Origin of the sequence: Salmonella sp. NW722, from assembly GCF_051702785.1 — a bacterium.
GTDB lineage: Bacteria > Pseudomonadota > Gammaproteobacteria > Enterobacterales > Enterobacteriaceae > Salmonella > Salmonella enterica.
The window spans coordinates 146,919-171,709 of the sequence record NZ_JAMMIN010000009.1 but is presented as its reverse complement, the minus strand read 5'-3'; the positions used below and the strand labels follow the sequence as shown (position 1 = coordinate 171,709).

Sequence of the window (24,791 nt, the reverse complement as noted above, 5' to 3'; positions counted from 1 at the left end):
ATTGCCGGATGGCGGTGCGAGCACCTTATCCGGCCTACAGGCATTACCCGGCAGCCGCGTACAGGTCGATAATCTGTGCCTGTGTGGCGGTGCGTGGGTTACTGCGCAGACAAATATCCTCCAGCGCGGCTTGCGCCCACGCGCTGTAGTGTTCGGGTTTGGCGCCAGCGTCAGCCAGCCGTTTGCTCTGCCCTACTTCGGCAATCAACTCGCTCACCGCCGCAATCGCATCGCGATCGTCCGATTTCTTATTGGTTAGCGCCCGACCGATTTGACTGAAGCGCTCGCGGCATACCATCCGGTTAAAGCCCATGACCGTTGGCAGCAGCATGGCGTTGGCCTGGCCGTGCGGAATATGCAGCGCCGCCCCTGGCTGGTGCGCCATCGCATGACACAGCCCCAGACCAGCGCTGGAAAAGGCCATTCCCGCCATACAGGAGGCCAGTAACATATTTTCACGCGCCGCCAGATCGTGGCCGTAACCCACGGCTTTCGGCAGCGATTTGCCAATCATCGCTATCGCGCCAATCGCCAGGCTGTCGGTAAACGGCGTGGCGTTGAGCGCGCTGTAGGCCTCAATCGCATGCGTCAACGCATCGATACCGGTCATCGCCGTCACGTTTGGCGGAACGCCTTCGGTCACGGCAGCATCAAGAATCGCCACGTCCGGCATTAGTGACGCGTGTGCCAGCACCTGCTTGCGCCCGCTGACCGCGTCGATAATCACCGTCACGTTGGTGGTTTCAGAACCGGTTCCGGCGGTGGTCGGCACCGCAATCAGCGGCAGACGCGGGCGTAATGTACTGTGCTCGGTCATGGCGCTCAGCGTCTGGTCAGGGTTAGTCACCAGCAGGGCGACCGCTTTCGCCGCGTCCAGCACCGAACCGCCGCCAAAGGCCACTACGCCGTCGCACGCCGCCTCACGCAGTTGCGCCACCGCCGCGCAGACATCGGTGATGCACGGCTCGCCTGGCGGACACGGCCAGACCGTCATCGCCACGCCTTTCATCGCCAGGCTGCGTGCCAGCGGCGCGGTCATTCCCGCCTGATGCAGGAAGCTGTCGACCATCACAAACAGATGGCTTACGCCTCGCGCTTGCGCTTCCTGCCCGCAGGCGCCGAGCGCCCCAAGCCCGCACAGCGTGACCGGCGGTACGCTGAACGTTTTCACCCGTTGCAGATTCAGTGTGTCGAATGCCTGAAACAGCGCCGTCTGTAGTTCAGCTTGCATAGAGTCCCTCCGCTTTCGCTCTCCCGCTGTTAGCTATCGCCAGCGGGGTCATAAACAGGCTGTGCTGCGGTAAATGCACCTGTAACTCCGGGAAACGCTGGCGAAATAACGCCTCCACGCCCGGCTGCATACAGGAACCGCCCGCCAGCCATAAATCAGCAATTCCTTGCCCTTCAATGTGGCGAGCAACGATTTCCGCCATCTTTTCGTACACCGGCTTCACTACCGACCAAATCTCCTGCGCATTGCTGCGCTTGTACTGTTCCGCCTCATCCAGGGGAATACGGCGGTTGCCCGCCAGCGTCAGGGAGATATGGTGCCCGCCAGTGGCTTCATCGGCGGAGTAAGTCACCTTGCCCTGTTTGACGATGGCAATGCCGGTAGTGCCGCCGCCAATATCCACCACGCCTGCATTATCAAGCGCCAGCAGATCCGCTACCGCCGTCGGTTCATCCAGTACGTGGCTGACTTCTAACCCGGCAGACTCCAGCACGTTGATCGAAATACGCGGGTCGGTGCCCGGCGGGAACGAGGTCGCCGCGTGGGTAAAGCGGCAGCCGAGCTGCTGTTTAAGGGTGTCGAGATGGCGGCGCACGAGGGTGACGGCGCCGAAGAAATCCCAGACGATGCCGTCACGCACAACGTCGGCCCAGTCAAGGCATACCGCCACCGGCTGGGCGTTGCCGTCGACCACCATCGACACCACGTCGCAGGTGCCCAAATCGACGCCCAGCCACAGCGGTGTATCGCTGGCGGCGGGCGTCTGGTTACACAGGGCCGCCGCTTTTTGCAGTCTTGGGGTGAGCCAGAGTTGTTCGTCGTGCGCCATGAGTCATCCCTTATACAATGCGAAACGCATCCACCAGCACGCATCGACGCAGCCGCACAAAGGTACGCGCGCTGGTCACCCCTTCGCCGGTTGGCGTGGTGATAGTCATGGTGGTCCAGCCTTCTCCGCCCAATCCAAGCCCGGCAATGCACGGCCCGTTTTTGACGAAAATGCTGGTGCCGATGGCGTTCGCCATCTGGTTCATGTTGTCGATATTGCGCGAGTGCATCGCCGCCGTATGGTGGCAACCGCCTTCAAGCTGAACCGCCAGGGCGATGGCTTCTTCGACGTTGGCGACCCGCACCACCGGCAGTACCGGCATCATCATTTCAGTGACAGCAAACGGATGGTTAGCGGGCGTTTCCACAAACAGCAGGCGCGTTTGATCCGGGACGTTCAGGCCGATGGCTGCGGCGATCTTGCCCGCGTCACGACCGACCCAGTCACGGCTGACGGTGCCTTTGCCGCGTTCATCGATATTCTTCAGCAGCACCGGCTGGAGCTGTTCGGCCTGAGCGGCGGTCAGTTTCACCGCGTGCTGACCTTCCATCAGACGCATCAGCTCGTCGGCGACGCTATCCACCACAATCAGCACTTTTTCGTCGGCACAGATGATGTTGTTATCAAACGACGCGCCTTTGACGATGGATTGTGCGGCGCGCGGCAGGTCGGCGGTCTCATCCACCACCACCGGGGGATTACCGGCACCGGCGGCAATCAGGCGTTTATTAGTATGTTTGCGCGCCGCGTCCACCACCGCTTCGCCGCCAGTCACCACCAGCAGGCCAATACCGGGGTACTTGAACAGCCGCTGGGCGGTTTCGATATCCGGATTCGCCACGGTGACCAGCAAATTTTCCGGGCCACCGGCGGCGACCACCGCCTGATTGAGGAGAGTGATTGCCCGCTGAGAGACCTTTTTCGCCGCCGGATGCGGGGCAAACACGACGCTGTTGCCTGCGGCAATCAGGCTGATGGCGTTATTAATCACCGTCGCCGCCGGATTGGTGGACGGCGTGACCGAGGCCACCACGCCCCACGGTGCATTTTCAATCAGCGTCAGGCCGTTATCGCCGGTCAGCACCTGCGGAGATAAACACTCGACGCCCGGCGTGCCGCGCGCCTGCGCCACGTTTTTGGCAAATTTATCGTCAACGCGTCCCATGCCGGTTTCGCTGACGGCAAGCTCCGCTAATTCTCGGGCGTGTTTTTCGCCCGCCTCGCGAATGGCATGAATAGCAAGCTGGCGCATCGCCACGCTCTTCAGCCCCTGCTGGGCACGTTTTGCTGCCGCCACTGCGTCATCCAGGGAGGCAAAAACGCCCATCTCATGAACAGTGCTGGCCGGCTGGCTGCTGTCTTTCATTTTCAGCAGTACCGCTTTCACCACCTGTTCAATATCCTGTTGATTCATGATGTTCAGTCCTATTTATGGAAAACCACTTTCCCGCCAGCCACCACTTCATCGACGATGCCAATGACGCACAGATCGACCGGTGATAATTCGCTGCGATGCGCCTGGCGTGCGGAACTGCCGCTGACCAGCAGTACCCACTCTCCGGTTCCCGCCCCGATACTGTCGATAGCGACGGCACACTGCCCGTCGGGGTTGCCCTGGGCATCGATCATTTCCACCATCAGCAATTTGTCATGCGCCAGTCCCTGATGGCGGACGGTACATACGATTTGTCCTGTGACGACTGCCAGTTTCATATCCGCCTCCATGGATTGCCCGTTGGGTCGTAGGCCTTGAATCTGCGCACCATCAGGCAATGGCGCGCATTCATGCCGGATGGCGACGCTGCGCGTCTTATCCGGCCTACCATCAAATGTTGCTGTCGCCTTTGAAGCTGATCGGGAACACTTCTTCCAGATCGCCGTGCGGGCGTGGAATCACGTGTACAGAGACCAGCTCGCCAATGCGCTGCGCCGCAGCGGCGCCAGCATCGGTTGCGGCTTTGCACGCCGCCACGTCGCCACGCACCATGGCCGTACACAGGCCACCGCCAATCTGCTTCACGCCGACCAGCTTCACGCGTGCGGCTTTTACCATCGCATCTGAGGCCTCAATCAGCGCAACCAGGCCCCGGGTTTCAATCATTCCTAATGCTTCCATCGTGTTTTCCTCTCATTAAAGGGGTCCAGAACGGGACCGTTCATTCAACCAGTGTGTGTAAGCTGCGTTCGCGGCTCACGTCAGCCTGGCGCGGCACGGCTGCCACCAACGCCAGTTCGATAATTTCCTGCACGCTACAGCCTCGGGAGAGGTCGTGAAGCGGCGCGGTAAGCCCCTGAATTAGCGGCCCAACAGCGCGATAGCCTCCCAGACGCTGAGCTATTTTGTAGCCAATATTGCCCGCCTCCAGCGACGGGAAAATCATCACGTTGGCGCGGCCTTGCAGCGGGCTGTCAGGCGCTTTTTGCGCGGCGACCTCCGGGACGAAAGCGGCGTCAAACTGCAATTCACCGTCCACAAGCAGTTGCGGCGCACGTTCGCGAACGAGCTCTGTCGCCTGCTGCACGTTGGCAACATTGGGGTGACGGGCGCTGCCGTTGCTTGAAAATGACAGCATCGCCACGCGCGGCTCTTCGCCGGTAATGGCCCGCCAGGTGTCGGCGCTGGCGATAGCGATATCCGCCAGCTGCGCCGCCGTCGGCTGCGGCACTACGCTGCAATCGGCGAACCCTAATGCCGGACCGGCATACTGCGGCAGCATCAGGAAAATAGACGACAATGTTTTGCACCCGGGTTGCAGGCCAATCACCCGCAGCCCTGCGCGCAGCACATTCGCCGTTGACGACAGGTTGCCTGCGATACACACATCAGCCTCACCGGCGCTCACCATGGCGGCAGCGAACATTAGCGGGTCGCTAAGCTTTTCCACTGCGTCCGGCGGCGTTTTTTCTCCGGCACGGGCGAGCCAGCGTTGCGCAAAACGCTGGCGCATACTCAGGTTGCTGTGTGGGTCGATGACCTGAATGCCATCCATCGCCATACGATGACTCAGGGCAAACTGACGCAGCGCAAACGGACTGGCGACCAGAACGGGGCGAGCCAGACCGCACTGTTGCAGGTAATGCGCCGCTTTCAGCACGCGTTCGTCCAGCGCATCGGGAAAGACGACTCTGGCGGGGGCGCGTACCGCCAGTTCGCGGGCGCGTTCAATGATCATGGCTTCTCTCCCAACCGTTGTTGAATTTGGGCGACCGTCAGCGGATGTTTCGCCACGCTCAAAATCATCATCACGTAAACCGTGCTGGAGAGACGGTTCAGCGCCTGTAAAATGTCCGGGCGCAAGACCTCAAAACTACGGGTAATAAACACTTGTGCGGCGAGGGTTTCCGTTTCGCGGACTTTGGTTCGCAGCAGATTAAGCAGCGCCGCATCGCGACCGTGGCTGGCCTCCGGCACCAGGTGATCGTGGTCGAGATAGCGCAGCGGCTGGTGGGAAAGCCGATGCAGCTCATCCTCGTTCAGCCCGACGATAGACTGAGCCGCCAGCGGTTCATCTATAGCGTCGGCGCGCATAATGTTGCCCAGCCGCGAGCGGATATCGAAAAGCCACGGCTGCCAGGGTTCCGCCAGTTCGATTTGTAGCCACACGGTCAGCGCGATGGCGCTGTCGAGCGCGGCGCGAAAGCCGAGGCGCGGGTCGCTTTTGGCGACCATTTTGTCCGCCGTCAGATGGGTCAGCGTATCGGGCTTTTTCACCACCGGCTGGCGGCACAGTTCACAGCAGGCCTGTGGGTGCGTATCGCTACTGGTTAAGCCATGTACCGGCTGCGGCTGCTGTTCGTCATCATCGACAAACAGCCGACCTTGCGGATCCAGAAACTTAATGCGCAGGCGGCGGCTTTCCAGCAGTTCCCGGGCCGAGGGCGTCAGTCGTGCATCAGCGGGCAGATGGATTTCCGATCCTTCGCTGAGCGTATGATTCGCTCTGAGCCACGTTTCGGTGATGAAATCGTTCATACGGATTGCCAGTTTGCAGGCCAGGCGACGTACAGGAAGCGCACGGACGTTGGCGTGCCAAATTCAATGCTGGAGCCTTTAGGGATGAACATGACATCTCCGGCTTTGGCAATCATGGTTTCGCCTTCATGGCGTACATGCAGTTCGCCCTCCAGCACCATGTCGATTTCGTCGTAGTTCAGCGTCCACGGGAAAAAGGCGTTGTCCCACTGCATAAACCCGGCGGCCATGCTGCTGCCATCCTGCTCTGTAACCAGATCGGTTAAGCCGACGCAGTGCGGTTCGGCGCCGTCGAAGCGGCCAAATTTCACGCTGCTGCCGTCAATGACTTTCACGCCGCCTTTACCCGTGACGGAGGTAAAGCTCGGCTGCATCGTCCCCAGTTCCAGCGACTGCTTTTCCTTGAGCACTTTTTCCATCAACTGCGCCACCAGGCTTTCAGTAAACTGCCCTTCCGGGAGCTGCGCGATGATGGCTTCCCGAATGCGCTGGCTTTCGCTTTTACACGACTGCGCCGATGTGGATGCCGGGACGGGCTCGTCGCATTCGGTAATCGTGAAGCCCAGTAGTTCCGCCACTTCGCGAGCCTCCGGGGTAATAATGCTGGCGCGCAGCACTACCGACATCGCCTGTTCGCCGCGGGCGTGGGCCGCACGAATATCGTTAGCTGTGATAAGTTTTTTCACCTGCCTCTTCCTCCTGTTCACTGAGAGCCGCCAGATAATCCACCAACTGCCGCACGCTTTGCGGGTCGTGGCCGTTGAGCTCGAAAATCGGCTCCCGGAATCCAATCTCGCAAAGCAACTGCCGCGTAGCGGCGACGTCGGCATCCGGCATGTCCGTTTTGCTGATAACGGCGATATGTCGTTTACGGGTTCCAACATCCAATAACCCGGCAGGTAAGCGACTTTCTTTATCGTTTGCCGCGTGGACATAAATCAGCGTGTCCACATCCTGCAACGTGGTAATTAAGGCGTGATACCAACGGGGATGGCTAAAATATTCACCCGGCGTATCGATATCGCCATGATCATTAAATTCCACGGCCTGCGTTTTTCTGGCGAGGGAGTAATTTCCCCGTAACGCGTTAAAAAGCGTTGTCTTTCCGGCACCGACCGCGCCGACAAAAGCAATACGTTTCATTACCGCCACCAATTAACTTTTTGTTAACTCACACAGGGTAAAGTTTAATAATCGCCCCAGTCCGCTGACCGTCTGTAATAGCGCTTCTTCTACTGCGCCGACGGTGCCATAAATCACCAGCGCGCCGCTAAATCTGTCGAGAAAACCGATGTGTACATCCGCAGCCTTCATCGCTAAATCGCCAGCGATCATCGCCGTTTCCCCCGGCGTTAAAGTCATAATGCCAATCGCGCCGGCATCGGGAACGCCGATCTTTTTCGCCAGTTCTTCACCAGGGTGCGCAATGAGATGCGCCAGCGTGACCTGTTTGCCCGGCACAAATTCCTGAATAATGCGTTCTTTATTCATTGCTCACCGTCTCCACTGAAACTGCCGTCATCGTGGCAATTTTTTGTCGGAGTAAATAACAAAATTCGGCAAGGTGATGTAAAAGGTGAGGTAGATCACTAAGAGAAAGAAAATAAAAGGGACTTCTGTCGAAGGTGTTAACGATAAATATCGTGGTGCATCACATTTTCAGGCGTCATTCTGAATTTAAGCTTGTTCCTCAATAAATACCCACTGGCTATTCTTTGTATTACTATTATTGATAAAAATAATGCGTATCACTCGATTTGTGCATAGTACAGATTCAGTGAAATAAGTAGGGGTAACGCAATAGGTTCCAGAATATCCCCACCCGAGCCTTTCATGCCATGGCGAAGCCCAGCGGCGCATAAAAAAAGCGCAGGAGAACCTGCGCCAGAAGAGAGAGTAATGCGTTATTAAAGCGGCGTGGTTTGCGCTTCAACTACCGCTAACGCCACCATATTCACGATACGGCGTACAGAGGCGATCGGCGTTAATACATGTACCGGTTTAGACACGCCCATCAGGACCGGACCGACCGTGACGCCTTCGGAACTGGAGACGCGGAGTAAGTTGTAACTAATGCGGGCGGCTTCCATATTCGGCATCACCAGAATATTGGCGGCTCCCTTCAGCGGGCTATCCGGCATCCGGTCATTACGAATACTTTCCACCAACGCCGCATCACCGTGCATCTCACCGTCAATCATCAGATCGGGCGCTCGTTCGCGTACCCGCTCAAGGGTTTCGCGCATTTTGCTGGCGGACAGCGAATTTGAGGAACCAAAGTTAGAGTGCGACAACAGCGCGACTTTCGGCTCAATACCAAAGCGGCGAACGGTTTCCGCCGCCATTACGGCGATCTCCGCCAACTGTTCCGGCGTGGGATCTTCGTTAACATAAGTATCGGCGATAAAAGTGTTGCCGCTTGGCAGCAGTAAGGCGTTCATCGCCCCTGCCGTATGCACGCCGTCACGGTAGCCAAAGACGGCTTTCACGACGCTGAAATGCTCATGGTAGTCGCCGATGGTGCCGCAGATCATCGCATCCGCTTCCCCACGCTGCACCATGATCGCGCCAATGGCCGTATGGTTGCCGATCATCGCACGCTGCGCCTGTTCCTGAGTTACCCCGCGACGCTTCATGATCTGGTAATACTCGCTCCAGTACTCTTTGAAGCGCGGATCGGATTCATTATTCACGATCTCGAAATCAACGCCCGCTTTGATCTGTAGCCCCAGTTTCTGGATACGCATTTCGATCACGCTCGGACGCCCGATCAGGATGGGCTTCGCCAGCCCCAGGGTTATCAACTCCTGGGTTGCGTGCAGCACGCGCGCCTCTTCCCCTTCCGGCAGCACTACGCGCTTCGGATCTTTGCGTGCCTGCGAGAAGATCGGCTTCATGAACAGGTTGGTTTTGTAGACAAACTCGGTCAGTTTATCGATATAGGCATCAAAGTCAGCAATCGGGCGCGTCGCCACGCCGGAATCCATTGCCGCTTTCGCGACCGCCGGAGCGATTTTGACAATCAGACGCGGGTCAAACGGTTTCGGAATAATGTATTCCGGCCCAAAGCTCAGGTCCTGATCGCCATAGGCCGAGGCCACCACTTCGCTCTGTTCGGCATGCGCCAGCTCGGCAATCGCACGGACCGCCGCCAGTTTCATCTCTTCGTTGATCGCCGTCGCGCCGACGTCCAGTGCGCCGCGGAAGATAAACGGGAAGCACAATACGTTGTTCACCTGGTTCGGATAGTCGGAACGACCGGTACAGATGATGGCGTCCGGACGCACTTCTTTCGCCAGCGGCGGCAGAATTTCCGGTTCCGGGTTGGCCAGCGCCAGAATCATTGGCGCGCGGGCCATTTTCTTCACCATCTCCTGAGTCAGCACTTTCGGGCCTGAACAGCCGAGGAAAATATCCGCGCCGTCAATGACCTCATCCAGCGTGCGCTTGCCGCTGTCGTCTACCGCATAGGCCGCTTTGGTCTCCGCCATATTCGGCTCACGGCCTTTGTAAATAACGCCCTTAGAGTCGCACACCACGATGTTGTGCTTTTGCATCCCCAACGCGACCAGCAGGTTCATACAAGCGATTGCCGCCGCCCCTGCGCCGGAGACGACCATCCGCACGTCGGAAATATTTTTCTCTACGACTCGCAGGCCATTAAGAATGGCGGCCGTACTGATGATCGCCGTTCCGTGCTGATCGTCATGGAAAACCGGGATGTTCATGCGCTCGCGCAGTTTCTGCTCAATATAGAAACATTCCGGCGCTTTAATGTCTTCGAGGTTAATGCCGCCAAAGGTCGGCTCCAGCGCTGCGACCACATTGATAAATTTGTCCGGATCAAGCTCATCGACTTCAATGTCAAACACATCGATGCCGGCGAATTTTTTAAATAGAACGCCTTTGCCTTCCATGACCGGCTTGCCGGCCAGCGCGCCGATGTTGCCTAACCCCAGTACCGCTGTACCGTTGGAAATGACCGCGACAAGGTTGCCGCGCGCGGTGTATTTGTAGGCTGCCAGCGGATCTTTTTCGATTTCCAGGCAGGGCGCCGCCACGCCTGGCGAGTAAGCCAACGCCAGATCGCGTTGGGTGGCAAGGGGCTTAGTCGGAGAAACCTGAATTTTACCGGGTACCGGAAATTCGTGGAAATCAAGGGCGCTTTGTTTTAACTGCTCATCCATTTTGTTGTTCCTTTCACGTATCGTTCAAAAAGTGACGCGGCCTGGTGCGCCGCACATTATCACCGTACTGCGCAACACAAACTTTGAAGGTCTGCAAACTATCACGACGCGGCGCAAGAGTTTGTTATCAACTTATAACAGCCATGTTACCTGCTTATACCAGCAATACCATGCCTGTCTGCTATGCTTTTTGGTTATGTAGTGTATCAATCTTTCAGAAGTGTGAATCAACACACTCATCTAACACTTTACTTTTCAAGGAGTATTTCCTATGAACCAGCTAGACGGCATCAAACAATTCACTACCGTCGTCGCCGACAGCGGCGACATTGAGTCCATCCGCCACTACCAGCCGCAGGATGCCACGACAAATCCCTCTTTACTGCTGAAAGCCGCCGGGCTTGAGCAGTATGGTCATTTGATTGAGGATGCGATTGCCTGGGGAAAAAAACACGGCGGTACGCAGGAACAGCAGGTTGCAGCAGCCAGCGATAAACTGGCGGTCAATTTTGGCGCGGAAATACTGAAAAGTATTCCCGGTCGCGTCTCCACTGAAGTCGACGCGCGGTTATCATTCGATAAAGAAAAAAGTATCGAGAAAGCGCGCCATCTGGTGGGTCTCTACCAGCAGCAGGGTATTGATAAATCGCGCATTCTGATCAAGCTCGCCGCAACCTGGGAAGGTATCCGCGCCGCCGGGCAGCTCGAAAAAGAGGGCATTAATTGCAACCTGACGTTGTTGTTCTCTTTTGCCCAGGCGCGCGCCTGCGCCGAAGCGGGCGTCTATTTGATCTCTCCGTTCGTGGGCCGAATTTACGACTGGTATCAGGCGCGTAGTCCGCTGGAGCCCTATGTCGTGGAGGAAGATCCCGGCGTGAAATCGGTACGCAATATCTACGATTACTTTAAACAGCATCGCTATGAAACCATCGTGATGGGGGCAAGTTTCCGCCGTACTGAGCAAATCCTCGCGCTAACCGGCTGCGATCGACTGACTATCTCCCCCAACCTGCTTAAAGAGCTGAAAGAAAAAGAAGAACCGGTAATCCGTAAACTGGTGCCTTCCTCGCAGATGTTCCACCGTCCTACGCCAATGACGGAAGCGGAGTTCCGCTGGGAACATAATCAGGACGCGATGGCCGTAGAGAAGCTGTCGGAAGGTATCCGCCTTTTCGCCGTTGACCAGCGCAAACTGGAAGACCTGCTTGCCGCCAAACTATAAACCTTGCATGGAGTGATTTATGTCCCGTAAAGACCTTGCCAATGCGATTCGTGCGCTGAGCATGGATGCCGTTCAAAAAGCCAATTCCGGGCACCCCGGCGCGCCGATGGGGATGGCGGATATCGCTGAAGTGCTATGGAACGATTTTCTTAAACATAACCCCACCGATCCGACCTGGTATGACCGTGACCGTTTTATCCTTTCCAACGGTCACGCCTCCATGCTGCTCTATAGTCTGCTGCATTTAACCGGTTATGACCTGCCGCTGGAGGAGTTAAAAAACTTCCGTCAACTGCACTCTAAAACGCCTGGTCACCCGGAGATTGGCTATACGCCCGGCGTTGAAACCACCACCGGGCCGCTGGGCCAGGGGCTGGCGAATGCCGTCGGGCTGGCGATTGCCGAGCGTACGTTAGGCGCACAGTTCAACCGGCCGGACCATGAGATTGTCGACCACTACACCTATGTCTTTATGGGCGACGGCTGTCTGATGGAGGGGATCTCGCATGAGGTGTGTTCGCTGGCTGGTACGCTGGGACTGGGCAAACTGATCGGCTTTTATGATCACAACGGCATCTCCATTGATGGCGAAACCGAAGGCTGGTTTACCGACGATACCGCCAAACGTTTTGAAGCCTACCACTGGCATGTCGTGCATGACATTGACGGGCACGATCCGGAGGCGGTGAAAAAAGCCATTCTCGAAGCCCAGAGCGTAAAAGATAAACCTTCGCTAATTATCTGTCGGACGGTGATAGGTTTTGGCTCGCCGAATAAAGCCGGGAAGGAGGAGTCGCACGGCGCGGCGCTGGGCGAAGAAGAGGTGGCGCTGACTCGCCAGAAGCTGGGATGGCATCATCCGGCGTTTGAGATCCCAAAAGAGATTTACCGCGCGTGGGATGGCCGTGAAAAAGGCGAGAAAGCGCAGCAGCAGTGGCAGGAAAAGTTTGCTGCTTATGAGAAGGCTTATCCTGAGCTGGCCGCGGAGTTTACCCGCCGGATGAGCGGCGGACTGCCGGAGACATGGGAATCCGCCACGCAAAAATTTATTAACGACTTGCAGGCTAATCCGGCCAAAATCGCCACCCGTAAAGCATCGCAAAATACGCTCAATGCCTACGGTCCCCTGTTGCCGGAACTGTTGGGCGGATCGGCAGATCTGGCGCCGAGCAACCTGACTATCTGGAAAGGTTCGACCTCGTTGAAAGAGGATCCGGCAGGTAATTACATCCACTATGGCGTGCGCGAATTCGGCATGACCGCCATTGCCAACGGCATCGCCCACCACGGCGGCTTTGTACCGTATACCGCCACGTTTCTGATGTTTGTCGAATATGCGCGTAACGCGGCGCGTATGGCGGCCTTAATGAAAGCCCGGCAGATTATGGTCTATACCCACGACTCCATCGGTTTGGGCGAAGATGGCCCGACGCACCAGGCCGTGGAACAACTGGCGAGCCTGCGCTTAACGCCAAACTTCAGCACCTGGCGTCCCTGCGATCAGGTTGAGGCGGCGGTCGGCTGGAAGCTGGCCATTGAACGTCAGCACGGGCCGACGGCGTTGATTCTCTCGCGGCAGAATCTGGCGCAGGTGGAACGCACGCCGGAACAGGTGAAAGCGATTGCCCGCGGCGGTTATATTCTGAAAGATAGCGGCGGCAAGCCGGATATCATTCTGATCGCTACCGGATCGGAAATGGAAATTACCCTCCAGGCGGCGGAAAAATTGACTGGCGAGGGGCATAACGTTCGCGTGGTGTCGTTGCCTTCAACGGATATTTTCGATGCGCAGGACGAGGCATATCGCGAATCAGTGCTACCGGCGCACGTAACCGCCCGCGTCGCGGTGGAGGCCGGTATAGCCGACTACTGGTATAAATATGTTGGCCTAAAAGGCGCAATTATCGGCATGACGGGATACGGTGAATCCGCTCCGGCTGACAAACTGTTCCCGTATTTTGGCTTTACCGTGGAAAATATTGTAGAAAAAGCCCGCCGGGTGCTAAACATCAAAGGCTAAGGCGAGCGTTAGCAACACAGACTTTGCACAGTCTGCAGACCTGTTTGTAGGCTGTGCACAATTACTTCGTAGACTCAGGCGCATCTGACTGCCCGATGACGACCTCATCAATGGATTTATGGCACATCAGGCAAAAGGCCTTTTTTTTATGCGCCTGTAATGTTGAATCCCACGCCGCTGATCCGCCTTCTTTATTCACTTTTTCTCTTATCGCCGCCAGCCGATCTATTTCATAATAAGCGCTCAGGCAGCCACAATGGGGGCATAATACGGGGCCATTATTTATTTTCATACTATTTCCTGCTGTGGTGAGGCTATCGGGTAAAGTAACAATCCTACCGTAACGTAGCAATCTCTATACCATAAATGAAACCTCAATAGGTGTATCCCTATTCTGAAAAGGGGATAACAACCAGGATTCAACGCGTGATCCACAGCGTAGGCCAGGCATCCGGCCCGTGCCAGTTATCGCAGCTCGGTTCTTCGGCATAACGTACCAGACGAAAACGATCGCCATCATAGCGCCAGCGCGTCTGGATACCGCAGTCGGTTAACCCCCGCCCTTTCGCCAACGTCACCAGCTCGCGCGTTTTCTCGTCAAAGAAGGCGTTCATCAACTCCATGTCATTACTTTCGACGCCGCGATTAAACGGCAGCCGCAAACGTACGGCGCGCGAGACGAGCGTTTTTTTGCGTGAAACTACCCAGGCGAGATCAATAGTGTTATAGGCGCCGGCTTCGCAGTTAACAATCAATAACGCTTTATCATCCGTCAACGCGCTGACCTGCGTCTCGCGACGCAGCGGGTCAAGCGAACAGCGAATGCCGTTTACCCGCCATGCGGCGTAGTCCAGCAGATCGTCGCGTTCTTCCTCACTCAGCGGTACGGGCGTTGAATTAATCACGGCGATCCCCTTTAATGCCGGCGCCGGGGGCACGCTGAGCGGCGGTTCGTTTCCTTTTTCAATCCAGGCGGTTTCGCTGCCCACACGTTTTTGTTGCGCGTCGATAAACAGTAATGCCGCTTTTAATCCCGCCAGCGAAAGCGTCTGAACGCCGTTTTTTAAGGTGATGGCCTGCGCATCCTGAATCGTCTGTAAAAATGCGGTGATGGTGGCAGGATCGCCGGTCATGAGATGCCAGGGCGACACGCGCCAGTGTGGACCGTTGAACGAAAGCGGTTTGCCATCCAGCAATAAGCGAGGCGCAATTGCGGCTTCTTTAGCGTCGGGCGGCGCCAAACCGCCGCGATCGATACGCAGTACCGCATCGGTACGCGCCCCGGCGCTGCGGCTTAATGTCATCACCAGCCCATGATGTTCGCCAGTATTGCGCGCTACGCAAAAATTTTGGTTATTGCAGGTGACCTGCCAGTCGGAAAAAGTCCGTTGCGCTGGCGCAGCCCACAGTAGCTGGACCGGCAACAGGCCAAACAGACAAAAAAGAATAACGCGGTAGCGCATGAACGGAACAACCCCAGATTCAGAACAACACAGCTAAGGCGGTATCTTCCTTGCGCGCCTCAGGGTTCTCAATCAGATTTATCGGATTGGTCTTTTTTGTGTAAAGAAATATATTTCTTTTTTTTCAGTCCATTAGATGAGACGTCTGTAAATAGTTAAGCAATAACACGGTCTTACCGTCCCGAATCTCGCCTGAGCGCACCATTTCCAGCGCCCGGGAAAACGGCAGTTCAAGCACCTCAATCTCTTCATCCTCCACGCCGCCGCCGATGCTGGCGCGCTCGCTATCATGATATTCGGCAATGAAGAAATGAATCAGCTCCGTGACGCCGCCTGGCGACATATACAGCTCAAATATCTTGCGTACCTCACCAACGTCATACCCTGTCTCTTCAATGGCCTCTTTACGGATACAGACCTCCGGCTCGTCGTTATCAAGCAGGCCAGCGCAGGTTTCAATTAACATACCGTCTTGATTACCGTTGACCCATGTCGCCACGCGAAACTGACGAACCAGAAGCACGGTTTTTTTAGTTGAGTTGTAAAGCAGAATGGTTGCGCCATTCCCGCGATCGTAAACCTCACGCTTGTGACGGATAACCTCGCCATTACGACGGGTCAGGTCATAGGTAATGTTGCGCAGAGTAAAATAATTATCAGAAAGAATTTTATCCTTAATAAGCGTAATGGTTTGCGACATGCTGGCTCCAGGGTGTAAAAAGAGCATTAATATTACGCCGTGAGGTCGGTTTTGTCTGCTGAAGGGTTAATCCTTAATGCCGACTGAACGGATGTACAGCCATATTTTTCTGTCACTGCCATGACCATATTCTGCTTCTCCGGGCCGCAGAGTCCATGCTCGCGATATGATTTGACGGCCGGAGTGAGACTGAGGGAATCATCATGAAATTTACTCTCGTTGCGACGGTTCTACTGACGTTTTCCCTTTCAGCTTTTGCCGTTGAGTATCCGGTATTGACCACCGCGAGCCCTGATCAGGTGGGGTTTGATAGCCAAAAACTTCACCGACTTGATGGCTGGATTCAAAATCAAATTGATGCCGGATATCCCAGCATCAATCTTCTGGTGATAAAAGATAATCATATTGTTCTACAAAAAGCCTGGGGCTATGCCAAAAAATATGACGGTTCCACGCTGTTAGCCCATCCCATTCGGGCGACCACTAACACGATGTATGACCTGGCTTCAAACACAAAAATGTATGCCACTAACTTTGCATTGCAAAAACTGGTATATGAGGGAAAAATAGATGTCAATGATTTGGTATCAAAATACATTCCCGGCTTTAAGGATATGCCTGGGGATAAAATAAAAGGCAAAGATAAACTCCGCATTATTGATATTCTTCATCACGTCGCGGGCTTTCCCGCCGACCCACAATATCCCAATAAAAACGTCGCCGGTAAATTATTTTCACAGAGTAAAAGCACTACTCTGGAGATGATTAAAAAGACACCGCTGGAATATCAACCTGGGTCGAAGCATATCTACAGCGACGTGGATTATATGATTCTTGGTTTTATCATTGAATCGATAACGGCAATGCCATTAGATCGCTACGTCGAAACCACCATTTATAAACCGCTCGGATTAAAACATACCGTCTTTAACCCGCTGATGAAAGGCTTCACGCCGCCGCAAATCGCCGCAACGGAACTACATGGCAACACGCGTGACGGCGTGATTCATTTCCCCAATATTCGCACCAATACACTATGGGGCCAGGTGCATGACGAAAAAGCCTGGTACTCAATGGGCGGCGTTTCAGGACACGCCGGACTGTTTTCTGACACCCATGATATGGCTGTGTTAATGCAAGTCATGCTCAATGGGGGCGGCTACGGTAACGTGAAGCTATTCGACGACAAAACGGTTGCGCAGTTTACTCGCCGCTCGCCAGAAGACGCTACCTTTGGTCTGGGGTGGCGCGTTAACGGCAACGCCTCAATGACCCCCACATTCGGGGTATTAGCCAGTCCGCAAACGTATGGACATACCGGATGGACCGGCACGCTGACGTCTATCGATCCGGTTAACCATATGGCGATTGTGATTTTAGGTAACAGGCCGCACTCGCCGGTAGCAAATCCTAAAGTGAATCCAAATGTTTTTGTCAGTGGATTATTACCTGCGGCGACGTATGGCTGGATTGTTGACCAGATATATGGTTCCTTAAAATAAAAATTAAGAGCCTATCCCACCAGGCGTTATTGACGCAGCCAGTTAGGACACGGACAGCGCGCAAAAACCGGAGCGTACACGTAGTACGTGAGGTTTGACTCGCTACGCTCGCCCTTCGGGCCGCCGCAAGCGGCGTTCAAAACGCTAACGCGTTTTGGCGAGCACTGCCCAGGACCAAAATGGCAAGTAAAATAGCCCTAATGGGATAGGCTCTAAGAAGGGATTCTGATAGCGTCCCTTCCTTCAATTTACACTCTATTTTCAATACTAAGATTGGCCTCATCAGGCCTGTTAAACGTCGACCCGACGGGAAAATGTTTATCGCAGGGCGTCCAGCCCTGCGAGCGTCAACATTTCTGCAAACGGAGTAAGGTTAGCCAATAAGTTTAAGATTTTTTATCACTCAATCATTTAACCGTTCCAGGCCTTAACCGGCCTACAAATACGCTTATTTAGCTAACCAGTCGAGTATCCCCTGCGCGGCATGTCGGCCTTCTGCCATCGCCGTCACCACCAGATCGGCGCCGCGCACCGCATCGCCGCCGGCGAAAATTTTCGGGTTGGACGTCTGGTAACGAAACTCGCTCTCGACGCTGGCGGCAATACGTCCCCAGTTATCCACCTTCACGCCATGCGATTCGAGCCACGACATACCATGCGGATGAAAACCAAACGCCATAATGACCGCATCCGCCGGCATCACGAACTCGCTGTCCGGTACAGGTACCGGGCGGCGTCGCCCCTGACCATCCGGTTCGCCAAGCCGCGTACGCAAAAAGCGAATACCGCTGGCGCGCCCGTGCGTATCCAGCACCAACTCAACCGGCTGAACGTTAAATTCAAAGTTCGCGCCCTCTTCCCGCGCGTTTTTCACCTCTTTTTTCGACCCCGGCATATTGGCCTCATCGCGGCGATAAGCGCAGGTGACGTTAGCAGCGCCATGACGCAGCGCCGTACGCACGCAGTCCATTGCGGTGTCACCGCCGCCCAGCACAACCACGTTAAGGCCCGCAGTATCAATAAACGGCTCGTCAGGCAACGCCGGAAGCCCCATCACCTGTTTGGTATTGGCGATGAGGAATGGCAACGCATCATATACCCCCGGCGCGTCTTCATTCGGTAAATCAGCCTTCATGGAACGGTAGGTTCCTACCCCGACAAAGACGGCGTCATAACTCTCCAGCAGCGTCTCCAGAGAAATATCTTTCCCTACTTCGCAGTTAAGCTCGAAACGAATCCCCATCGCGCTGAAGATCTCCCGACGGCGCGCCAGCAGAGATTTATCCAGTTTGAAAGCCGGAATACCAAAGGTGAGCAAACCGCCGATTTCCGGATGGCGATCGTAGACGGTGGCGCTTACGCCATGGCGCGCCAGCACGTCAGCGCAGGCAAGACCTGCCGGCCCCGCGCCGATAATCGCCACGCGCTTATCGCTCTTCTGTACGTCCGACAGGTCGGGACGCCAGCCTTTGCTCAGAGCGCGATCGGAGATATAGCGCTCAATGTTGCCGATGGTAACCGCGCCATACTCATCGCGGAGTGTACACGCGCCTTCGCATAGCCGGTCCTGCGGACAGACGCGCCCGGTAATTTCCGGCAGGCAGTTGGTCTGGTGAGAAAGCTCTACCGCCGCATCAATATCGCCGGCTTTCACCAGTTCGATCCACTGGGGAATATGGTTATGCAGCGGACAGCTCCATTCGCAGATACTGTGTTCCCCGCATGTGAGGCAGCGGGCCGCTTCACGCGCCGCCTGCGCGGCGCGAAACGGCAGATAAATTTCCTCAAAGGTGGTTTTACGCGCTTCAATCGCCAGTTTATCCGGTTCGCCGCGCGGCGGCGTCGCCTGCATACGCTCGACTTTGCTGCTTGCTGTCCCACTGTGTTGTGTATCCACGGTATGCCAGGGGCGAATCTCCTGCCGGGCGGTACGCAGCCGTCGCGTTTTAGCCAGACGGGTCAACGAGTCTTCGGTGACCAGTTGCAGCGCATCCGCCGGGCAATTTTCCACACAGGCCGGGCCCTGTTCACGTCCCTGACACAGATCGCATTTATGCGCGCTGGCTTTGAACTGGTTTGGCGCGACGGGCGTTAATACCATCTGCATGGTGCCGAATGGGCAGGCGACGACGCAGGATTTACAGCCGATGCACTTCTGCGCATTGACCTGCACGCTGTCGTTAATATGCGCGATCGCGCCGTTCGGACAGCTACGGGCGCAGGGCGCATCTTCACAATGGTGACATGTGACCGCGCTGCGCTGGTGCTGATGTTTGATGACAGTAATTCGGGGCTGATAGCGCTGTGACGTCAGGACATGTCGCTCATCATTGTGAGCCATTACGCAGGCGACCTCGCAGGCATGGCAGCCCAGACACTGCTGGCTATTGGCCATAATAAAACGATTCATGGCATCCTTCTGTTTTGGTTGTAAAAACCTTATTCTTTATATGAGCATTGTTATTAACTGACGAAGGCGGGGTCGGCAATGTTCATCTGCCCAGGAAGCACAACTATCTGTCCAGAACCTGTGGCAGATCAATTTATTTCAAAGCAAATGCGATTGCGATTCAGCTAAATGCGGGGAGTGCCAGCGTGACGGTTAAACGCCCGGTCTCAGCCAGTCTGGCTAAGGCTTTTTTCTATATTGTGCTGTTGTCTATTCTGTCCACCGGCAGCGCATTACTGACGCTGACCAGCAGTTTACGGGATGCAGAAGCGATCAATATCGCTGGTTCGCTACGAATGCAGAGCTATCGGCTGGGTTACGATCTGCAAAGCCGTAGCCCGCAGATTAATGCGCATCGTCAACTTTTCCAGCACGCGCTCAACTCGCCGGTACTGCAAAATCTCAACGCCTGGTATGTGCCGCAGGCGGTGAAAACTCGCTACGCGCGCCTGCACGCCAACTGGCTGGAGATGAATAGCCGCCTACAGGACGGCGACATTGCCTGGTATCAGACCAATATCAATAATTACGTCGATCAAATTGATCTCTTCGTTCTGGCGTTACAGCATTACGCCGAGCGTAAAGTCATGCTGGTCGTCGCCATATCGCTGGCGGGCGGTATCGGCATATTTACGCTGGTCTTTTTTACCCTACGGCGTATTCGCCAGCAGGTCGTTCGTCCGCTGAATCAACTGGTCACCGCCAGTCAGCGTATTGAACATGGTCAGTTCGCCCCGCTGCCGCTGGATACCAGCTTACCCAATGAGCTGGGATTGTTGGCGAAAACGTTTAGTCAGATGTCGAGCGAGCTGCATAAACTTTACCGTTCGCTGGAAGCCTCGGTGGAAGAAAAAACGCACGATCTGCACGAAGCGCATCGCCGCCTGGAGGTGTTATACCAGTGCTCCCAGGCGCTGAATACCAGCCAAATCGATGTCCACTGTTTTCGCCATATTTTGCAAATTGTCCGTGAACATGACGCCGCCTGGTATCTGGAGTTAACCGTGGGCGATAACTGGCGGATTAGCGAAGGCACGCAAAGCCCCGACCTACCGATGCAAATGCTGCCAGTGACGATGCAGGACACGGTCTATGGCGAACTCCACTGGCAAAGCCCCAACGTTAATGCCTCTACGCCGCTGCTGAACAGCGTCTCCACGATGCTGGGGCGTGGTTTGTACTTTAATCAGGCGCAAAAACACTTCCAGCAACTTTTGTTAATGGAAGAGCGCGCGACGATTGCCCGTGAGCTACACGATTCGCTGGCGCAGGTACTTTCTTATTTACGTATTCAGTTAACGCTTTTGAAGCGCGCCATTCCAAAAGATAACGCCGGCGCGCAAAGCATCATGGCGGATTTCTCCAGAGCGCTGAACGACGCCTACCGTCAGCTTCGGGAGTTACTCACCACGTTTCGTCTGACGTTACAGCAGGCCGATTTACCCTCCGCATTGCATGAGATGCTGGAAGATTTACAGAGTCAGACCCCGGCCAAACTCACGTTGGATTGCCGTTTACCCACGCTGGCGCTGGATGCGCAAATGCAGGTGCATTTGTTGCAAATTGTGCGTGAAGCGGTCCTGAACGCCATTAAACACGCCAACGCGAGCGAAATCGCCGTGAGCTGCGTCACCGCGCCTGACGGCGATCATACCGTTTATATTCGCGATAATGGCATTGGTATCGGCGAACCGCATGAGCCTGCCGGACACTATGGTCTGAATATAATGCGTGAGCGCGCGGAGCGCCTTGGCGGCACGCTGAATTTTTCGCAACCCTCCGGCGGCGGCACACTGGTCAGTATCAGTTTTCGCTCCTCCAACAAGGAAGAGAGTCAGTTAACGTAAAGAACGGCAAATCGCCGGAAGGCCAGATGTCAGGCTTTCCGGCGTTGGCACAAAAAGTATGCTGTAAAAGCGCATGATAATTTACATTATCTCCTTTATTTCTCCACGTTTGGCTCGTAGCTTGCCGCTACAGTGAAGCAGTTCAAATCTATAACGATATGTAGAAACACGAGGTTCCCCTTTAATGGCGAATTTTTTTATCGATCGCCCCATTTTTGCCTGGGTGCTGGCTATCCTGTTGTGCCTGACAGGGGCGTTAGCCATTTTCTCTTTACCTGTTGAACAATATCCCGATCTGGCGCCGCCCAACGTACGTATTACCGCGAATTATCCGGGAGCGTCGGCGCAAACGCTGGAAAATACCGTAACCCAGGTTATTGAGCAGAATATGACGGGCCTCGATAATCTGATGTACATGTCATCACAAAGCAGCGGAACCGGACAGGCGACCATCACCCTGAGCTTTATTGCGGGAACCGATCCTGATGAGGCGGTTCAGCAGGTGCAAAACCAGTTACAGTCCGCGATGCGTAAACTGCCGCAGGCGGTACAGGATCAAGGCGTCACGGTACGCAAAACGGGCGATACCAATATTTTGACCATCGCTTTCGTCTCTACCGACGGTTCTATGGACAAGCAGGATATCGCCGACTACGTCGCCAGTAATATTCAGGACCCGCTCAGCCGCGTCAACGGCGTCGGCGATATTGACGCTTATGGTTCACAGTACTCTATGCGTATCTGGCTCGATCCGGCCAAATTGAATAGTTTTCAGATGACCACGAAAGACGTGACCGATGCGATTGAGTCGCAGAATGCGCAAATCGCCGTCGGGCAGCTTGGCGGTACGCCTTCGGTCGACAAACAGGCGCTGAACGCCACCATTAATGCGCAGTCACTGCTGCAAACGCCGCAACAATTTCGCGATATCACCCTGCGCGTTAATCAGGACGGTTCTGAGGTCAAACTGGGCGATGTCGCCACCGTGGAGCTGGGGGCGGAAAAATATGACTACCTCAGCCGTTTTAACGGCAATCCGGCTTCCGGTCTTGGCGTTAAGCTGGCTTCCGGCGCGAACGAAATGGCGACCGCGAAGCTGGTGCTGGATCGCCTCAACGAGCTGGCGCAGTACTTCCCTCAAGGGCTGGAATACAAGATCGCGTATGAAACCACCTCCTTTGTTAAAGCCTCGATTATCGATGTGGTCAAAACGTTGCTGGAGGCTATCGCGCTGGTTTTCCTGGTGATGTACCTGTTCCTGCAAAACTTTCGCGCCACGCTGATTCCGACGATCGCCGTGCCGGTAGTATTAATGGGCACCTTCTCTGTGCTTTACGCGTTCGGCTACAGTATTAACACATTAACCATGTTCGCGATGGTGCTGGCAATCGGGCTCCTGGTCGACGATGCCATCGTGGTGGTGGAAAACGTCGAACGTATCATGAGCGAAGAAGGACTCACGCCGCGTGAAGCGACGCGCAAATCCATGGGGCAAATCCAGGGGGCGCTGGTTGGTATCGCGATGGTGCTGTCTGCGGTATTCGTGCCGATGGCGTTCTTTGGCGGTACCACCGGGGCGATTTATCGTCAGTTTTCTATCACCATTGTCTCGGCAATGGTGCTGTCGGTGCTGGTCGCCATGATCCTGACACCGGCGCTGTGCGCAACGTTATTAAAACCGCTGCACAAAGGCGAACAACACGGGCAACGCGGATTTTTCGGCTGGTTTAACCGTACCTTCAATCGTAATGCCGAACGTTATGAGAAAGGCGTAGCGAAAATTTTGCATCGCAGCCTGCGCTGGATTCTGATTTATGTTCTGTTGCTTGGCGGCATGGTGTTCCTGTTTTTGCGCCTCCCCACCTCCTTTCTGCCGCAAGAAGATCGGGGCATGTTCACTACGTCTATCCAGCTACCGAGCGGTTCTACGCAACAGCAGACCCTGAAAGTCGTTGAAAAGGTTGAAAAATATTACTTCACCCATGAGAAAGACAACATTATGTCGGTCTTCTCGACGGTAGGTTCCGGCCCTGGCGGGAATGGGCAAAACGTCGCACGCATGTTTGTTCGCTTGAAAGACTGGGACGCGCGCGATCCCACCACCGGCTCCTCGTTCGCCATTATTGAGCGGGCGACAAAAGCGTTTAACCAGATTAAAGAAGCTCGCGTCTTCGCCAGCAGCCCGCCGGCAATTAGCGGTCTGGGCAGCTCCGCCGGTTTTGATATGGAATTACAGGATCACGCCGGAGCAGGCCATGACGCGCTGATGGCCGCACGAGATCAACTCATTGAGCTGGCCGGGAAAAACAGTTCCTTGACCCGCGTGCGCCACAACGGCCTGGACGACAGCCCGCAACTGCAAATTGATATTGACCAACGGAAAGCGCAGGCGCTGGGCGTATCGATTGACGATATCAACGACACCCTGCAAACAGCCTGGGGATCGAGCTACGTCAACGACTTTATGGACCGGGGCCGCGTGAAGAAGGTCTATGTTCAGGCCGCAGCGAAATATCGTATGTTGCCGGATGATATTAATCTTTGGTATGTCCGTAACAAAGATGGCGGCATGGTCCCCTTCTCCGCCTTCGCCACCTCGCGCTGGGAAACCGGCTCGCCGCGTCTGGAACGCTATAACGGCTATTCGGCGGTAGAAATTGTCGGAGAGGCCGCGCCGGGAGTCAGTACCGGGACGGCGATGGATGTCATGGAGTCGTTGGTGCATCAGCTACCGGGCGGTTTTGGCCTGGAATGGACAGCCATGTCTTACCAGGAACGGCTCTCCGGCGCGCAGGCGCCCGCGCTGTACGCTATTTCGCTATTAGTCGTCTTCCTGTGTCTGGCGGCATTGTATGAAAGCTGGTCGGTGCCCTTCTCGGTGATGCTGGTTGTGCCGCTCGGCGTCATTGGCGCGCTACTCGCTACCTGGATGCGCGGGCTGGAAAACGATGTTTACTTCCAGGTGGGGCTGTTGACCGTTATCGGCCTCTCGGCGAAAAACGCGATTCTGATTGTGGAATTCGCCAACGAAATGAATCAGAAGGGACACGCGCTGTTAGACGCCACGCTGTACGCCAGCCGCCAGCGCCTGCGACCGATACTGATGACTTCGCTGGCGTTTATCTTTGGCGTATTGCCGATGGCCACCAGCACCGGGGCAGGCTCGGGTAGCCAACATGCTGTCGGAACCGGCGTGATGGGGGGAATGATCTCAGCAACCATTCTGGCTATCTTCTTTGTACCCCTGTTTTTCGTGCTGATACGTCGCCGCTTCCCGCTGAAGCCGCGCCCGGAATAAGCTCCCAGCCAGCCTGATACGAGGTGTCGGGCACAAAAAAGGCGACTTTCGTTGAGTCGCCTTTTCTTAT

Annotated in this window: 20 protein-coding genes; 5 read left to right on the top strand and 15 right to left on the bottom strand. The window is 55.5% G+C overall.

Translation table 11 applies throughout. From position 1 onward, the window contains the following. Window positions 1-43: 43 nt before the first annotated feature. The 11 genes from eutG to maeB form a co-directional block, all read right to left on the bottom strand. Window positions 44-1,231, bottom strand: a complete 1,188-nt coding sequence (gene eutG, locus NA330_RS20205) for an ethanolamine utilization ethanol dehydrogenase EutG (protein WP_001147501.1) — start codon at window positions 1,229-1,231, stop codon at window positions 44-46. After that, on the bottom strand, window positions 1,221-2,060 hold the full coding sequence (gene eutJ, locus NA330_RS20200; protein WP_023241617.1) for an ethanolamine utilization protein EutJ: 840 nt from the start codon (window positions 2,058-2,060) through the stop codon (window positions 1,221-1,223). Before eutJ ends, eutG begins: the two co-directional genes overlap by 11 nt. A 10-nt stretch (window positions 2,061-2,070) precedes the next feature. After that, window positions 2,071-3,474: an aldehyde dehydrogenase family protein gene (locus NA330_RS20195; protein ID WP_023241618.1), complete on the bottom strand. Its 1,404-nt coding sequence runs from the start codon at window positions 3,472-3,474 to the stop codon at window positions 2,071-2,073. 11 nt (window positions 3,475-3,485) lie between these two features. Continuing rightward, the gene (eutN, locus tag NA330_RS20190; protein ID WP_001522340.1) at window positions 3,486-3,773 is read right to left on the bottom strand and encodes an ethanolamine utilization microcompartment protein EutN; all 288 of its coding nucleotides are present in this window, start codon (window positions 3,771-3,773) and stop codon (window positions 3,486-3,488) included. A 112-nt stretch (window positions 3,774-3,885) separates the two neighbouring features. Continuing rightward, window positions 3,886-4,176, bottom strand: coding sequence for an ethanolamine utilization microcompartment protein EutM (eutM, locus tag NA330_RS20185; RefSeq protein ID WP_000387716.1), 291 nt, complete (start codon window positions 4,174-4,176; stop codon window positions 3,886-3,888). Between the two features lie 40 nt (window positions 4,177-4,216). Beyond that, on the bottom strand, window positions 4,217-5,233 hold the full coding sequence (gene pta, locus NA330_RS20180; RefSeq protein WP_023195166.1) for a phosphate acetyltransferase: 1,017 nt from the start codon (window positions 5,231-5,233) through the stop codon (window positions 4,217-4,219). Beyond that, entirely contained in the window at window positions 5,230-6,033 is an 804-nt protein-coding gene (eutT, locus tag NA330_RS20175) for an ethanolamine utilization cob(I)yrinic acid a,c-diamide adenosyltransferase EutT (protein ID WP_000997656.1), read from the bottom strand. Before eutT ends, pta begins: the two co-directional genes overlap by 4 nt. Next, window positions 6,030-6,719, bottom strand: a complete 690-nt coding sequence (gene eutQ / locus NA330_RS20170; RefSeq protein ID WP_000733862.1) for an ethanolamine utilization acetate kinase EutQ — start codon at window positions 6,717-6,719, stop codon at window positions 6,030-6,032. Before eutQ ends, eutT begins: the two co-directional genes overlap by 4 nt. After that, on the bottom strand, window positions 6,697-7,176 hold the full coding sequence (eutP, locus tag NA330_RS20165; protein WP_000820751.1) for an ethanolamine utilization acetate kinase EutP: 480 nt from the start codon (window positions 7,174-7,176) through the stop codon (window positions 6,697-6,699). The genes eutQ and eutP overlap by 23 nt, the downstream gene beginning before the upstream one ends. Window positions 7,177-7,188: 12 nt before the next feature. Continuing rightward, a complete protein-coding gene (gene eutS, locus NA330_RS20160) occupies window positions 7,189-7,524 on the bottom strand; it encodes an ethanolamine utilization microcompartment protein EutS (protein ID WP_001031445.1) in 336 nt (111 codons plus the stop codon). A 416-nt stretch (window positions 7,525-7,940) separates the two neighbouring features. Beyond that, window positions 7,941-10,220 carry an NADP-dependent oxaloacetate-decarboxylating malate dehydrogenase gene (gene maeB / locus NA330_RS20155; protein WP_000344299.1) on the bottom strand — a complete coding sequence of 760 codons (2,280 nt, stop codon included), beginning with the start codon at window positions 10,218-10,220 and terminating at the stop codon, window positions 7,941-7,943. Window positions 10,221-10,491: 271 nt separating this feature from the next. Here maeB and tal point away from each other — a divergent pair, with 271 nt between their 5' ends. Beyond that, complete coding sequence (tal, locus tag NA330_RS20150; protein WP_023181777.1) at window positions 10,492-11,442, top strand: transaldolase; 951 nt, start codon at window positions 10,492-10,494, stop codon at window positions 11,440-11,442. A 19-nt stretch (window positions 11,443-11,461) separates the two neighbouring features. Further along, a complete protein-coding gene (gene tkt / locus NA330_RS20145) occupies window positions 11,462-13,462 on the top strand; it encodes a transketolase (protein ID WP_000087331.1) in 2,001 nt (666 codons plus the stop codon). A gap of 61 nt (window positions 13,463-13,523) precedes the next feature. Here tkt and NA330_RS20140 read toward each other — a convergent pair whose 3' ends face one another. The 3 genes from NA330_RS20140 to nudK all read right to left on the bottom strand — a co-directional run bounded on the left by NA330_RS20140 (window position 13,524) and on the right by nudK (window position 15,625). After that, window positions 13,524-13,754 carry a hypothetical protein gene (locus NA330_RS20140; RefSeq protein WP_000700635.1) on the bottom strand — a complete coding sequence of 77 codons (231 nt, stop codon included), beginning with the start codon at window positions 13,752-13,754 and terminating at the stop codon, window positions 13,524-13,526. A gap of 127 nt (window positions 13,755-13,881) precedes the next feature. Then, entirely contained in the window at window positions 13,882-14,925 is a 1,044-nt protein-coding gene (locus NA330_RS20135; protein ID WP_023241619.1) for a DUF1176 domain-containing protein, read from the bottom strand. Window positions 14,926-15,049: 124 nt separating this feature from the next. After that, window positions 15,050-15,625 carry a GDP-mannose pyrophosphatase NudK gene (gene nudK / locus NA330_RS20130; protein ID WP_000084033.1) on the bottom strand — a complete coding sequence of 192 codons (576 nt, stop codon included), beginning with the start codon at window positions 15,623-15,625 and terminating at the stop codon, window positions 15,050-15,052. Window positions 15,626-15,828: 203 nt separating this feature from the next. Here nudK and pbp4b point away from each other — a divergent pair, with 203 nt between their 5' ends. Continuing rightward, window positions 15,829-17,127 (top strand): penicillin binding protein PBP4B, encoded by a 1,299-nt coding sequence (gene pbp4b, locus NA330_RS20125; RefSeq protein WP_000673293.1) that lies wholly within the window; start codon window positions 15,829-15,831, stop codon window positions 17,125-17,127. A 448-nt stretch (window positions 17,128-17,575) separates the two neighbouring features. Here the strand turns inward: pbp4b and aegA are convergent, their stop codons facing one another. Beyond that, on the bottom strand, window positions 17,576-19,537 hold the full coding sequence (gene aegA, locus NA330_RS20120; protein ID WP_023241620.1) for a formate-dependent uric acid utilization protein AegA: 1,962 nt from the start codon (window positions 19,535-19,537) through the stop codon (window positions 17,576-17,578). 185 nt (window positions 19,538-19,722) lie between these two features. Between aegA and narQ the strand changes: the two genes are divergently transcribed. Both narQ and acrD read left to right on the top strand, forming a co-directional pair. Further along, window positions 19,723-21,423: a nitrate/nitrite two-component system sensor histidine kinase NarQ gene (narQ, locus tag NA330_RS20115; RefSeq protein WP_023241621.1), complete on the top strand. Its 1,701-nt coding sequence runs from the start codon at window positions 19,723-19,725 to the stop codon at window positions 21,421-21,423. Window positions 21,424-21,607: 184 nt separating this feature from the next. Continuing rightward, on the top strand, window positions 21,608-24,721 hold the full coding sequence (gene acrD, locus NA330_RS20110; RefSeq protein ID WP_023241622.1) for a multidrug efflux RND transporter permease AcrD: 3,114 nt from the start codon (window positions 21,608-21,610) through the stop codon (window positions 24,719-24,721). The last annotated feature ends 70 nt before the right edge of the window (window positions 24,722-24,791 follow it).

What these genes read in the sequence shown, in the direction of transcription:
- eutT (WP_000997656.1), bottom strand. Translation starts at nt 6,033, where the DNA reads ATGAACGATTTCATCACCGAAACGTGGCTCAGAGCGAATCATACGCTC.
- NA330_RS20195 (WP_023241618.1), bottom strand. Translation starts at nt 3,474, where the DNA reads ATGAATCAACAGGATATTGAACAGGTGGTGAAAGCGGTACTGCTGAAA.
- aegA (WP_023241620.1), bottom strand. Translation starts at nt 19,537, where the DNA reads ATGAATCGTTTTATTATGGCCAATAGCCAGCAGTGTCTGGGCTGCCAT.
- eutS (WP_001031445.1), bottom strand. Translation starts at nt 7,524, where the DNA reads ATGAATAAAGAACGCATTATTCAGGAATTTGTGCCGGGCAAACAGGTC.
- NA330_RS20135 (WP_023241619.1), bottom strand. Translation starts at nt 14,925, where the DNA reads ATGCGCTACCGCGTTATTCTTTTTTGTCTGTTTGGCCTGTTGCCGGTC.
- nudK (WP_000084033.1), bottom strand. Translation starts at nt 15,625, where the DNA reads ATGTCGCAAACCATTACGCTTATTAAGGATAAAATTCTTTCTGATAAT.
- tkt (WP_000087331.1), top strand. Translation starts at nt 11,462, where the DNA reads ATGTCCCGTAAAGACCTTGCCAATGCGATTCGTGCGCTGAGCATGGAT.
- eutJ (WP_023241617.1), bottom strand. Translation starts at nt 2,060, where the DNA reads ATGGCGCACGACGAACAACTCTGGCTCACCCCAAGACTGCAAAAAGCG.
- acrD (WP_023241622.1), top strand. Translation starts at nt 21,608, where the DNA reads ATGGCGAATTTTTTTATCGATCGCCCCATTTTTGCCTGGGTGCTGGCT.
- eutP (WP_000820751.1), bottom strand. Translation starts at nt 7,176, where the DNA reads ATGAAACGTATTGCTTTTGTCGGCGCGGTCGGTGCCGGAAAGACAACG.
- pta (WP_023195166.1), bottom strand. Translation starts at nt 5,233, where the DNA reads ATGATCATTGAACGCGCCCGCGAACTGGCGGTACGCGCCCCCGCCAGA.
- NA330_RS20140 (WP_000700635.1), bottom strand. Translation starts at nt 13,754, where the DNA reads ATGAAAATAAATAATGGCCCCGTATTATGCCCCCATTGTGGCTGCCTG.
- eutM (WP_000387716.1), bottom strand. Translation starts at nt 4,176, where the DNA reads ATGGAAGCATTAGGAATGATTGAAACCCGGGGCCTGGTTGCGCTGATT.
- eutN (WP_001522340.1), bottom strand. Translation starts at nt 3,773, where the DNA reads ATGAAACTGGCAGTCGTCACAGGACAAATCGTATGTACCGTCCGCCAT.
- tal (WP_023181777.1), top strand. Translation starts at nt 10,492, where the DNA reads ATGAACCAGCTAGACGGCATCAAACAATTCACTACCGTCGTCGCCGAC.
- eutG (WP_001147501.1), bottom strand. Translation starts at nt 1,231, where the DNA reads ATGCAAGCTGAACTACAGACGGCGCTGTTTCAGGCATTCGACACACTG.
- maeB (WP_000344299.1), bottom strand. Translation starts at nt 10,220, where the DNA reads ATGGATGAGCAGTTAAAACAAAGCGCCCTTGATTTCCACGAATTTCCG.
- pbp4b (WP_000673293.1), top strand. Translation starts at nt 15,829, where the DNA reads ATGAAATTTACTCTCGTTGCGACGGTTCTACTGACGTTTTCCCTTTCA.